This is a genomic window from Bacillus sp. L_1B0_5, assembly GCF_000836715.1.
Classification (GTDB): Bacteria; Bacillota; Bacilli; order Bacillales; family Bacillaceae_G; genus Bacillus_A; species Bacillus_A thuringiensis_S.
Genome location: NZ_JXIS01000138.1, coordinates 1 through 13,134, shown reverse-complemented (window position 1 = coordinate 13,134; position 13,134 = coordinate 1). Strand labels below are relative to the sequence as shown.

The window sequence follows — 13,134 nt, the reverse complement described above, 5'->3', positions numbered from 1 at the left end:
GTACTTGTTGTACTTGTTGTACTTGTTCTTTTGTGAGTGTTTTGACTCTTTTGCGTGGTTCTTTTAATTTCAGTATGTTCCTAATTGATGGCTTGTCCCTATTAACATGATGTAAGAAACTTTTGTAACGTGAATGTCTTCCTATAAAAACTTGCTTCATTAACTTTTCCATCATGTCATTTTGTACTTCTTCATTTCGGTAGAGGTAGTCATAGAAGTTTGCACCATTCTTCTCTATTTACCTATGCATACATTTTCACTAATTTATTATGATATCAATGTTGATTTAAAACGACTTATATAAAATCAATAAATGGGATTTTTAGAGGAAGGGCGGACCTTTATATATTAATTCACGTAATTTTCAAACATTAAAACTCTGAATGTTAATATTTGTTATATAATGGAATCAAGCCGTAATCAATATGGTTTCCCCGTTATGAATAATGAGATAATTTATGTGTCCTGTGTATTCGCTTTAAATATAGCAGAAATAATAATGAAGTGTTTATTTCTTGTTTGCTAATTAAAATATAAAATATATGATTCAACAGTAAAAAAATAAGGAGAAAGAGAAGAACCACCAATATTCTTCCCTTTTTCCTGTGATTAGGGCTTCTATATTAATGAATATAGAAGATTATAAAATGTTGGATGCAACAGTTTACTCTTGAAATTATAGCAAGAGTAACAGGGGTCTTTTTATGCAATATTGCATAAAAGATTATGATTTATCAAATATACATGTCTAATGGAAATACAAAACTCCATATAGGATGAATTTAGTCCTTACATTTTCTTTATAGTGAATTAAAAGCGACAAAAATAAAAAGGTTAATTTTATCAATACGAGTTTTTCTTTTACATATTAAAATGGAAGTACCCTTTCAATGTATACTGGCCCCTTCACAAATCGTGAAGGGATTTTTTTAAAATAAATGAGTTTTATAAAAAACATACAAAATGTTAAACTAAAAAACCAGTTACATATGTGTGTTTTCACATTTGTAACTGGTTTTTTCCTAATTAAACAATTTTATCAAACAAGAAATATAAAAACATCGAATCACTTATTATACCAATCATACCCTAGACGGATAATATTTGCGTCGTTATAAGAACATGAATTCTCTTCTAGAAAGGTCTCAAAATCTATAAAGTTGTTTAAATGTATTTCATTATTTGTTAACCAAGTTGCATCACATTCATCACATACGTATACAATCTGATTTAGTTTTTTAATTTCTGCTTTATAAATTAGCCCATTCCCATCGCATCTAGGACAAATAACTTTCTCTCTAAATAGTTTCATGTAAATTTTCCTCCATTAATTTTTAACTGGATATGAAGTAATAACCTTATTTGTACCAGGTCTTACTACTATTTTAACCGCAGTTTCACCTTCAGTTCCTACAATTCTTCCCATAGGAATTATATATGCACCGGAGTCGCCAGGTACATGGGTACCTTTCTTAGACCAGGCTTCGTCTACTAATTCTAATAACTTTGTTTTATCAACATTAAACACAGAATGTGTAGGTTTATTAGGATTAGGTTTTGTATGATCTAGTACATGCTTCACACGATTTCCGTGAACACTACCTTGAGTATATTCAAGTCCACCAGAAGAAGTCCATGATTTTGTTTCTTTATTATAAGTTAATTTCCCAAACTTACCCAATATAGGAAGTTCTTTTAATAAAAACTTATTCCCAATTTTAGATAGACCAAGCATTAGCGCTGATTCACCCGGTATCGGCATAGCTTGTAAGATTGCTAAATCACCATCAAATAATGTTTCATAGATGCTTCCTTCAGCATCTCTACCTAAATCTACATCACGTTTCGCATAATATCGAATACGATCGTCAATTTGTGCATCTTCTTCTAGCATCTTCCCACTAATTGCAACACCAGGATCCCATTTATTTAGTACCTTTTTATAGGCTATCAGTGACATATAAAAATCAGAGTTATAAAAGCCTGTCAAATCACCAAAATAGAACTTCATTTTTTGTAAATTCTTTTGTAATTCTAAGATTGCACTTGTGTCAGTCGTTTTATTTAATTGATTTAGTGTATTCATTAAATCTGGGTCTGTATTAAGGTCTTTATTGTTCCAAAGCTTCACATAATATGTTCCCGCAGCTGTAGGTTTAAAGCTGTTAGAAGCATTTCCAGGGAACATCGTTTTTACGACTTCACCACTTGTATTTTCAATTGTTGCTACATTATTTGTAAGACTTATTTTTTGTTCATTTAGTGAAGTAAGATTCACCTTATAATAATCTACATCATGTAAAGATGTAAGATTATGATCTTTTATTTGATCCCAGTTTACAGCTTCTGCTGTTTGTTTCGTACTATTAAAATCACTTTCAGCCATTAATGTTGTTTTTAAAACATTTTGTCCAGAAGGATTAGATAGTTTTAAAACATACGTTTTTCCTGCTTGTAAATTATATTCAATTTTTGCATAATGAGCACCGTATGGACCACCTGAATCCATGTTAGAAGCAAGTCTTTGTTCTTCCTGATATAGTTTTAATTCATTTCCTGATCCTTGTTCTTTCCCTTTATAAGGCATAGTAAAGAATCTGTATAATCCTGATTTATCCGGTTTGAAATAAAAATCCATAGAGTTTTTATTTTCATTAATATCAACAGGTGTAAGATTCTTTAGGTTAACGTAATTCGTAATTTTATAGTTCAGTGTAGCACGATTTACTATGTTTGAACCTTTTAATCCAATCGCTTTTACTACTGCATCAGCTTTAATAGGAATAGCACCTGTATAGGTTGAACCATGACTAGCTGTAGGTTCTGTTCCATCTAATGTATATATTATTTTATCTGAGCTTGTAGAAGTTAGGGCAACATCGATTGGATTCCCATAGCTTCCCTCAGGATAATTGGTACTTAATAATCCAGGACTGTGCCAACCATCTCGGATAACTTGGGCATATGCCCAAATATATACCTCGCCTAATTTTTGATTAAAGCCATCATTAATTGCCTCATTTATATTCTTCCAAACATGTTGTTGCTCTTTATTTAAAACAAATCCTGAAAAATAATGTATTTTTTCTTTTGGATAACCTAAATTTTCTTGTGCAAACTTTAATGTTTCTTTGTGCTTATCCATATGTCCGTCAATCAGGTAATCATAGTCCTCGATCATAAAGAAGTCCAGATTTGGATATTTCCACTGTTTTTTAGGGAAGTTAACGATTGACATCATCGGTGGAACACGATCTTTATCAATTACAGAAGGAGTAAAGAATAAAACAGTAAATTTAGCATTAGAATAGGAATTTTTTAATGTATCACGTAACAGTAAGGAAAATTCACCATTTTTGTTACTTAACCACTCTAACATATCTTCATGACCAGTCATGTCTTCCGTTGATGAGTGAAACTCATACATCGGATATCCATTTTCTTTTTCAAATAGGTCTTTTGTAGCTTGATCATAAAAACAAGGTGGCTTCCCTGCAATATCTTCTTTATGCCACCACCAAGGTTCTCCTAACTGAACCATCGGTGTAATGCCAGCATCGCTTGAAATTTTAGCTAATCCTAAAACATATTTTTTATAAAAAGCTTTTACGTCTTCATTCGTAAAACTTAAAAGATGAGGAGTGGGTGTCCAGCCAGTTGTACCAGGAACATTATCCCAAGTACGTTGCCACCACGACTCTGGAGCGTCTACAGATTCCATTGAAATTGATTGTATAAGATCCATATTATTTTCCTTTAAACGTTTCGCGTAATTCCTATACCACTCTTCAAACCCTTGATTAAATGGATAATCTGTATTCATTTCGACGCCGGAATCTGTCAAAATTTTGTCATAATAATGAGAAGCACCTATATAAAAATTGACCAGCTTACTAAACCCTAATTTTTTATAATCACTTACAACCCTTTCAGGAGTTAGATTATATATATCATCATAATCGTCAGTCATCCTCACGTTATGACTCGGTGCACTTTTAGGTTCATCCATTAAGTATGTATTTCCTGATACTTTCCAATTATTAAAATGAAGTTTGAATTTTTCAGACTTTCCTAATTTCTTGCCAGATTCAGAAGACTGATATCCTTGTGGAACAACAGACCACATAATTGATTTAATGTCATTTACAGGTATCTTCTTCCAATTTGGGTCTGGCGTATATTTTCTTTGTTCGGTATTGTAGCTATATGGCGTCCAACCAGCATATAAATTATTAAAATCTATTTTAATATGTCCAGTTTCCCCATTGGCAGTTCCTTCTTTTCGATTTTCAGGAAAACGAATCTCTTTACCTACATCTCTAGTGGCACCAAGTTCCCAAGATTCCGCAGGACGATCTACAACGTAATTCCAAAGGCGTACATAATGAACTTCACCATTATTGGTTTCAATTGTTAAACTGGGTGCTAACCCACTGTCCATTAGGTTCGTAAAGCCTTCAATTTTATAATCATATTCGAGATTAACGTTGCTAAAATCAGGTTTTGTTGGGTATTTTAAATCAGGATGACTATAATTATCTTTAGTTTCCCACTTTACTCCAACTAGATCCTTTCCTGTTCGGAAATTACCAGCAACATAAAAGTTATTTTTATCAACAGTAACAGTTGATGCATTCATATCAAAATTAAAATTGGTTACTAAATATTTAGGCATTAATTTATGAATTGCAGTAGAATTTTGCGGTGTTTCAGCTTTTATGTGTAGCTGAGGTAACCAACTCAATTGAGAAAGCAATAACACAGCTGTAATTATAAATATACTCCATTTTTTAAACATATCTTTCCTCGTTTCTGGGAATCTTATTATTTATTAGTCCATGAATTTCTAAAATAGAGAAAATGAAAAAATATTTTATAATTAAGAATATTTTTCTTAAAAAGAATGATTAACTTGAATCCATTTTATTTACCTCCATGAATATAGTTAGTGATACATAAGGATATTAAGGTATATAAATGATAATGTAAATACATTTTAATATGTATTTATCGTATGTTAAACCTTATTTTTACTTAAATGGAATTTTGATGCGAGTTAAAATATAAAAAGGTTTTATTTCAAATGTGTAATTAAAAAACCTAAGATATGAGCTTTACAAAACATACAAAATGTTAAACTCATAAAAACCAGTGATATTATACACATGTATTAATATCACTGGTTTTTTATATGGATATTTGATGGTCGATTTTACAAATTATAAAAAATTACAAGCTCAGTTTTACATTTTCACAAAAATATTTTTGTAAGATTATCTTTCTCTTCCTTCTATTTGATTGGCTTGGAACTCCATTTTTAACGCAATACTATCCCCTTGAAACATGTTTTGATCCGTTCCGTTATCTTCAAATATAAACTTCATCCAAAACCAATCCATTTTCCCAGATTTTAATCCCCCTGTTTCAATCCACTTGGAATGAAATACTTTTTTGGAAGCAATCTCTGGGTTTTGTGATTTTAGTTCTGCAAGAGTTGTTTCGTATACAGGGCTTTTCGCAGGATCCCAATCCCAAAGAAATTGTACTTTAATATGTTTGCCGAAATTTTCTGAAATATTGTTTTGTTTTAAATCGTTTACATTATAGTCTATTTTCATCATGATATCTTTAATATCTAATGTACCACTATTTGTTAAATTGAATTTCTTTAATATTTTGTCCCCAGGTTTTAAATTTTCTAAGTTAAGTGAAGTAGTTGGCTGCATAGCTAAATCTAATGTACCTGCAGCAAATGTATTATTTGTTACAACTTGATCGCTAAAATATGCATATGTTCCCCCACCAATTAAGGATAAACCAAGAGCGGCTGAAACCACTCCAACACCTAATTTCTTTTTCAATGACATTTTTTGTTCCTCCCATATCATTTTACAATTTTTCTCCCTAATCAACTAAAACGATCCCCTTAATACAGGTATAGCATTAATTGTAAAAATTTTGTATTGAAATAAGAATAGTACTTATTGAGAAAATTATTTTATTATCTATTTTCCATAAATTAAACGTACCAAAAATAAAAAATTTAGATTCATAATTTTCTTCTTATATAATACTTAAATATGTTATCAAAACTTCTGCAAAAACAAATTAAGATTAACTCCCCATTATAATAAGAATAATGATTTTTAATACGCATCAAAAGGTACACCTTTAGATATAGTATATTCTTTGCAGCTTAAACTACTTCAAAAGATATCAAAATGTACTTAAGACACACTTCATAAGTACACACACTTTTTGAGATGTGTTTGTTGAATGATTTTATGCTTATTGGAGGAGGATAGTGTCCCTATCAGTTGGATACACTACAGAGAATCCCCTTGTTGTGCTGTTTATTGTTTTTAATATGTAATCTGGTACATGAAATTTTACGATTAAGTTGTTCCTTTGTTTTTCTTTTAAAATTATTATAGCATTCTATATAAATGTTATGGTATTATAGAGATAGAAAATTTGTTTCCATTGTTTATACTCTATTGTACGTAGCGTGAAGGACAAACCTTACGCCCAGTTAACTCGGGCGAGGTTTGTCCTTTTTTTTACTTTAAGGAGGAATTTACTATGAAAAAAGTCTACAAAATTGGAGCTGTTATCACAACTTTATGCGTTGCATGTATCGCGATCTTTACTTTAACTAAGAATGAATCGGTCAAAACAGAAACTATAGCACCAGAAAAAACAATTGTATCTGCTGCAGATGTAAAAGGATCACCTGAGAATATAAAAGATATTTCAAAAGAAGAATTAAAGGAAAAAATACAATCCCATGAAGAGTTCATTGCGTATTACTATCAACCTACCTGTCATTTTTGTAAAAAAGCTGCACCAGATATCAATCGTATGTCAAAAAAGCATGATAGAATCATTTATCGTATTGATATCTCTACACCAGAAAATCAAAATTCCTTTCAAGAGTTCGACATTCCAGGTACTCCAGTTGTTGTAGCTTATAACAGAGGTGAAGAAGTTGAACGTTTAGAAGGAGCTGTTTCAGCTGCTACATATGATGGATTCTTTGCAAGACGTAATTCGAGCGCTAGCTAGTATAGTGCTCGTTTTTCTTTGTAAGAAAGGAGAATTAACATGCAACAAAACGCCCGTATTTATTCTTTAGACATAATAAGAGGTATTGCCATACTATGTATCCTTTTTGCGAATCTACCCGCTATGACGGGACTAGATCCCTTTAATCAAGCGGGTTATATTGGTATAGATAAAGTAATTCGCTTTTTAGTAGATTTATTTATTCAATCAAAGTTCTATACTATTTTCGCATTCTTATTTGGAGTAGGATTTTACATCTTTATGAAAAGTACAGAAGCAAAAGGATATCCTATGTATAAGCTATTTACCCGGAGAATTTGTATTTTACTAGTCTTCGGTTTACTCCACTTCACCTTTCTATGGTACGGAGATATTCTACATGCGTATGCTATAGCTGGATTTATTCTATTGTTCTTGTATAAACGATCTACTAGGCTTATTTTTATAGCTGGTTGTAGTTTCCTAACGGTTAGTTATGTATTACATATTATTGTATTTTTACGAGCAAGTTCTTCTATTAGTGAAGTACCAAATTACTATCAATATATGTTTACAGGTAACACTACCAATCACACTGTAAATCTATTTATACATTATTCTCATCAAGTAAAAGCACGTCTTTTCTTTCTAATAACTCAGGAATTCCAGCAACTACTAATAGGAATTCCTGAATATATAGGCGTATTTTTAATAGGGTTATGGGCTGGTAAGAAAAATATTTTTAAAAGGGTACCGGAATTAATAAAGAAAATTAGATTTTTACAGTGGAGTTCGTTATGTATCTCATGCCTTCTCTCTTGTCCTATTATCTACTACTCTATAAAAACAGATGTCTATTACTCTCAGGATGTACAACTATGGATTCTATTTGGAGGGAAAATGCTAGCTATCTTCTATATTTGTACTCTACTTAGAGTTTGTGAGAATAAAAAATATATAGAGTGGCTGCGCCCCTTTATGAACGTAGGTAAATATGCTTTAACGAATTACATTAGCCAAAGTATACTAACTCTTTTCATTCTTTCATTGTACTTTAAAGATGTTTCACTCGTATATTACTGGCAACTATGTATCTTCGGGCTTTTAATTATATTTGTACAAATTATGTTCAGCAAAATTTGGAATAATTATTTCCGCTATGGTCCTATTGAGTGGTTATGGAGAAAAGGAGTTTACAAGGGGTCACACGACCGAAAAAAGAAAATTGTACGTTAAGGAATATTTTTACATATTGTTAAGAAATAAAAACACAGGGAAAATCATTTTCCCTGTGTTTTTATTTCTATTTTATTCTATCTTTTCGTAATGACCGTAAGTTTTCAAAATTCACTTTTTGATTTAAATTCCAAATATAATCCCCTGTAAGCGCATTATGTTCCCAACCTAATGGGGAGATGTGTTGAATATATTCCTCTGGAATATGAATACCATTATTTCGCAATGTTTCAATTGCACGAGAGATATAGATAGAATTCCAGGTTACAATTGTGGAAATAATATGTTGAAGTCCACTTGCACGATGTAATAGATCTTCATAGGATCAATCGCGAATTTCCCCTAATTGATTAAAAAATACAGCTCTAGCCAAAAAATTTTTACTTTCGCCTTTATTTAACTCCACCTAAACTTTTTTCTATGTTCAGTATCTTGTATCTATTTTAACATATATAAACTTCGTTCTATCCGGCCAATCTCACGAAGCGCAATAGATAAGCTATTTTGTCTAGGATAAGATGATAATTTCTTTAAAATCAAGGAAGCTGTAGCTGTCCCTTGTCGTACAGAGCTAACATATCCCATATCTGATTCTCCTCACTTTTTGTTGCACAAAATTAGCTTACTTTTAAGAGATTTTGCAACAAAATCAAACCCCTACTTAAAAATCCTTAATTTTTATATAAAGTGGATCATGGTTTGATGCGGTATAACGTGTCCCCTACATCTAGAGATGTATAAGATTTTAAGACTGTTAGCGGATTTCAAGACTGTTTTTTATTGATATATTTAATGAGTAGAGTGAAAACATATTGACTACTTATTTTATAATATAAAACTTATTGGGCCATTTATTCACTCACATTAATCTCTTGTTCTATGCTTTGAACTAGAAATATATTTTTACCATTAAAAACGGTATAAAAAGAAGAACAGCAGTGAAAGTCAAGATTTACAATAAAATGACTGATATTTATATGTAACTTGAAGAAATACAAACATTTTAACAGTTTTATATGCTAAATAATTTTTAATCCCCCATTCTGTTGATTTATCTGGAGATGGAATATTTAGATTAAACTTTAAATATCAGGTTCAAATTTCTAATAAAGTAAGCTGAATTGCCTAGGTAAACAAATTTATTAAGGTAATTCTTCATATACTACAACGGCCTAAGGGATAACAGTTCAGTATTAATACGTTATGCTAAAGTTCCTAATAAATTAAAACATATTTTGGAAGGATGAGAACAATGAAAAAATGGTTTTTAGTCTCTTGTTTAATCATGATTTTTACAGTCATTTGTACAGGCTGTACAGGATTAAATAATCAAATCAATCGTATAGGAAAAGATTCCTATTATGTACAGGTAAACAAAGAGGGCACAAAAGAGGATACAGGAGAGAGTAAAGTGGAAATATATCGCTATGAATTGCCTGCCTATGATGAAAAAGGAAACGAAAAAATAATAAAATTTACAGCCGATAAGCAATTGAAGAAAGACGCACTTTTACGACTTTATGTAAAAAAAGAAAAGGAAGTAACTGCATGGGAAGAAATTTCTATTGAAAATGTGCCATCAAAAGCGAAAGAAAAAATGAATAATAAATAATTTTATTCTAACTAGTACATCCTTGGAGGAAACTCTGCTAGCAGAGTTTCCTCTTTTTTGATACGAATATATACTTTTTCTCAACTACAACCCCATAAAAAATAATTATTATATTTATCTTAGTTTCTGATATTTCATGTCTAAGAAGTTATTTATTTGTTTTTTCATTCTGTCTTTGTATGTAGAGTCAAGTAAAAAGGTAACCATCTGAAGTCTCTGTTGGACAAAAACGGTGGGCAGCAGCGGCGCGCGCCCTTGTGGGTGAACCCGCAATTATTTTAGGAGATGAACCAAACAGGCTCGTTGGATTCAAAAAATGCAACAAGTCTACTAGATGCCATGACAAACTTAAATCAGGAACAAGGCGTATCTATCATGATGGTAACTCATGATCCGTATAGTGCAAGTTACTGTCAGCGAATTTTATTCATTCAAGACGGAGAGTTATATAAAAAAATTTTAAATGTGCTGTCAGACATAGGTGCACAAAAATCACTGGTAAGGAGGAGCTAGTATGTTATGTAAACTTGCCTTGTCTGGACTTAAAAGTAAGCTACAAGACTATATTGTTTTACTTATGGGCCTTGTGATGTCTATTGCAATTTTTTATATGTTTCAAACATTAGCGTTGAATAAAGTATTTATTGAAGCAAATTCTATCATTAGTTGGATTCAATTCATTTTCCATGCGGGTTCTGTACTATTGGCTATCATTACATTTTTTTATATTGTATATGCAAACTCATTTTTACTGTCACTTCGTCAAAAAGAGTTTGGTATGTATATGATGTTAGGGGCCAAAAAACATAAGGTTATCATTCTTATGTTCATTGAAACAATTGTATTAGGATTAGCATCCCTTGTAGTCGGTATTGTAATTGGTGTAGGGCTATCACAAGGAATCGGTAAATTACTTATGCAACAGTTAGAATTCACCGCAGGTGGTTATTACGCATTTTATATGCCCTCTATGATTATTACTTGTATTTTCTTTCTTGTATTATTTATTTTATCTGGAATCATGAATAGTATAAAATTATCACGTATTACGGTTTTGCAACTGTTTCACGTGGATTCGCAAGCAGATCGTACTTCACTAAAAGGAAGAAACATCGTTTTTGTAGCATTCTTTGCGATTATTCTATTGATAATTGGTTATGCTGCCATGATTTATATGAATCAATTAAAACAAGCCGGAATTATTATCGCATTATTTACAGTAACATTTGGAACGTATCTGTTATTTGGTACATTCCTTCCACTTGTGATTAAAAAATTCAAAAATAATAAAAATCAAATTGAAAAAGGGCTAAACTCTTTTACTTTTGCTCAATTAAGTTTTCGAATTAATAGCTTAACGAAAATACTCGCAACCGTAGCCATGTTAGTAGCTTTGGGAGTAGGTGCTATTTCAGGTGGGATGGCTTTTAAAAATAATGTGCTCCCATTAACCGAAATAATTCAGCCTTACGATGTAGTCATCCATACTCCAACTATGGAAGAAAAGAAACTTTTAAATACAATTACATTTAAAGAAAAAAAGGTATATCATTATAAAACAGATGGAACCTTTGTTTATTATGTAAAGGAAGAATTAGAGCAGAGCCGTCCAATGATACTTGATTATAGTAATAATAGTAGAAAAGTTGTTTCAGAAGCCCTCCAAACGGGGGAAAGCCTTTCGGAAGAATGGAAAAAAGCCTTCAACTTCATCCAACCACCTTATGTATCTCAAAATCAAAAAATCAATATTTTAAATAAAAAAAGGTATGATCATATACAAGCTAATGAGGGGATCGTATTACTTGGGACATCAGATGGTTTTCTCCGATATAAAGAGAAGTGGAAAAAACTTGATGAGTTGGAATTAGCTAAATATCCGTATACGAAATCATTGCAAAGTAAATATGTTACGTACACAGGATTAGAAGGGATGTTTAGTGGTATTATATTTATGGGTTTTTTCTTAGGTATTGCGTTTTTAACCATGATGGCCAGTTGCTTAATGTTTAAAATTCTGACTGGTGCGTCAAGTGATATACCACGTTATCAAATGCTTCGTAAGATAGGTGTTCGCCGTGGGTTATTACGGATATCCATCTATAAAGAATTCTTTTTTGTATTCCTATTTCCAGCGATAGTGGGAGTTCTTCATGTCATAGTAGGAATGAATATCTTCCAAGGTATCGTATTGAACCCATATTTTCGTATTTGGCTTCCTATTCTCATCTTTGCAGGTATTTACGTCGTATATTATTGGATTACAGTTCAATTGTATCAAAAAATTGTTTTGCCCAAAGAAGAGTAAAAATTTAAAAAGAAGAAATTCTACAAAACCCCCGATTCTTTCATCTATAAAAAATCGGGGGGTTTCTATATTATGTCTTACCGTACAATTTTCTTTTTTAGGTCGTGTCGGGCCTACAAGGGGTATCGCCAGCATTTCGGAAAAAAACCACACTAAGCAAAAAATACAATGAGCTGTCCATATGGACAGCTCATTTACATAATTCTTGTTATTGGAAGTTTATTTCTAAATTAGTGTGACCCAAACTTTATAATTACATGGTTTAACAGTACACTCTTCATCACAAGAGATATTATACTTAGGACCATATAATGTATTAGCTCTTACTAATTCATAGATAAGAGAAGAGGCTATTTTTTCATCTTTGGTTTTGTATCCATCATATAGGTAGCCAATCTCATTGTATATTATATGCCCATTCATGAGCTTCTCTCATTGTTTCAAATACTATTCCATCTTCATGCCATCGAATGTCCATATTAATCCTCCATTTAACATGAAATTTGAAAAGAAGAAGTTATTACTCTCTCGATAAAATATAATTTTCTTTTTATTCATGCTTGTCACCTTTTTGTTAAAAGAGATGTTTATCAGCAAGAAAATATGTCTTATTTTAAATATGAATACTCTATACATGATTGGTTAACATAACGTCTCATTATTAGTAGCAAGGAAAAAGACATCCCCCCAACTCTCACAAGGCATTCACCTTTTTCTTTTTCTATGAATCTATACATCTTTTTATACATTCCTATTCTGGCGCGTCTTTTGGCTTCTCTATAGTTCCCTATGTCTCCCGATTTTTCGCATAAAATCTTGTATGGCTCTTAGCGTGGGGTTTTTCCAAAATGCTGGCGGGACTCCTATATCTTGTAGGAATCCCGTCAGCATTCTGATCCTATTAAACAATAAGATGGTGTTGCAAAACTCATAA

The 13,134-nt window shown here is 31.6% G+C and carries 7 protein-coding genes and 3 pseudogenes; 5 read left to right on the top strand and 5 right to left on the bottom strand.

All coding sequences use genetic code 11. From position 1 onward, the window contains the following. The 4 genes and pseudogenes from RT27_RS35955 to RT27_RS29810 form a co-directional block, all read right to left on the bottom strand. Positions 1 to 223: pseudogene (locus RT27_RS35955) on the bottom strand (transposase); the annotation flags it as partial. An 843-nt stretch (positions 224 to 1,066) separates the two neighbouring features. Next, entirely contained in the window at positions 1,067 to 1,312 is a 246-nt protein-coding gene (locus RT27_RS29820) for a hypothetical protein (protein WP_043938754.1), read from the bottom strand. A 15-nt stretch (positions 1,313 to 1,327) separates the two neighbouring features. Beyond that, positions 1,328 to 4,798, bottom strand: a complete 3,471-nt coding sequence (locus tag RT27_RS29815; protein ID WP_043938752.1) for a chitobiase/beta-hexosaminidase C-terminal domain-containing protein — start codon at positions 4,796 to 4,798, stop codon at positions 1,328 to 1,330. Between the two features lie 475 nt (positions 4,799 to 5,273). Continuing rightward, positions 5,274 to 5,867, bottom strand: coding sequence for a TasA family protein (locus RT27_RS29810; protein ID WP_043938750.1), 594 nt, complete (start codon positions 5,865 to 5,867; stop codon positions 5,274 to 5,276). Positions 5,868 to 6,582: 715 nt separating this feature from the next. Here RT27_RS29810 and RT27_RS29805 point away from each other — a divergent pair. After that, positions 6,583 to 7,065, top strand: coding sequence for a thioredoxin family protein (locus RT27_RS29805; RefSeq protein ID WP_043938748.1), 483 nt, complete (start codon positions 6,583 to 6,585; stop codon positions 7,063 to 7,065). 39 nt (positions 7,066 to 7,104) lie between these two features. Next, positions 7,105 to 8,280, top strand: a complete 1,176-nt coding sequence (locus tag RT27_RS29800) for a DUF418 domain-containing protein (RefSeq protein WP_043938746.1) — start codon at positions 7,105 to 7,107, stop codon at positions 8,278 to 8,280. A 67-nt stretch (positions 8,281 to 8,347) separates the two neighbouring features. Here RT27_RS29800 and RT27_RS34525 read toward each other — a convergent pair. Then, positions 8,348 to 8,853 (bottom strand): annotated as a pseudogene (locus RT27_RS34525) (Tn3 family transposase); the annotation flags it as partial. A 679-nt stretch (positions 8,854 to 9,532) separates the two neighbouring features. Between RT27_RS34525 and RT27_RS29790 the strand changes: the two are divergent. The 3 genes and pseudogenes from RT27_RS29790 (at position 9,533) to RT27_RS29780 (ending at position 12,200) form a co-directional block, all read left to right on the top strand. Further along, a complete protein-coding gene (locus RT27_RS29790; RefSeq protein ID WP_016083225.1) occupies positions 9,533 to 9,892 on the top strand; it encodes a YxeA family protein in 360 nt (119 codons plus the stop codon). A 203-nt stretch (positions 9,893 to 10,095) separates the two neighbouring features. Further along, positions 10,096 to 10,405 (top strand): annotated as a pseudogene (locus tag RT27_RS29785) (bacitracin ABC transporter ATP-binding protein); the annotation flags it as partial. A gap of 1 nt (position 10,406) precedes the next feature. Beyond that, on the top strand, positions 10,407 to 12,200 hold the full coding sequence (locus RT27_RS29780; RefSeq protein WP_043938743.1) for an ABC transporter permease: 1,794 nt from the start codon (positions 10,407 to 10,409) through the stop codon (positions 12,198 to 12,200). The last annotated feature ends 934 nt before the right edge of the window (positions 12,201 to 13,134 follow it).

Excerpts from the sequence above, each read along its gene's own strand:
- RT27_RS29820 (WP_043938754.1), bottom strand. The coding sequence starts at position 1,312 with ATGAAACTATTTAGAGAGAAAGTTATTTGTCCTAGATGCGATGGGAAT.
- RT27_RS29815 (WP_043938752.1), bottom strand. The coding sequence starts at position 4,798 with ATGTTTAAAAAATGGAGTATATTTATAATTACAGCTGTGTTATTGCTT.
- RT27_RS29810 (WP_043938750.1), bottom strand. The coding sequence starts at position 5,867 with ATGTCATTGAAAAAGAAATTAGGTGTTGGAGTGGTTTCAGCCGCTCTT.
- RT27_RS29805 (WP_043938748.1), top strand. The coding sequence starts at position 6,583 with ATGAAAAAAGTCTACAAAATTGGAGCTGTTATCACAACTTTATGCGTT.
- RT27_RS29800 (WP_043938746.1), top strand. The coding sequence starts at position 7,105 with ATGCAACAAAACGCCCGTATTTATTCTTTAGACATAATAAGAGGTATT.
- RT27_RS29790 (WP_016083225.1), top strand. The coding sequence starts at position 9,533 with ATGAAAAAATGGTTTTTAGTCTCTTGTTTAATCATGATTTTTACAGTC.
- RT27_RS29780 (WP_043938743.1), top strand. The coding sequence starts at position 10,407 with ATGTTATGTAAACTTGCCTTGTCTGGACTTAAAAGTAAGCTACAAGAC.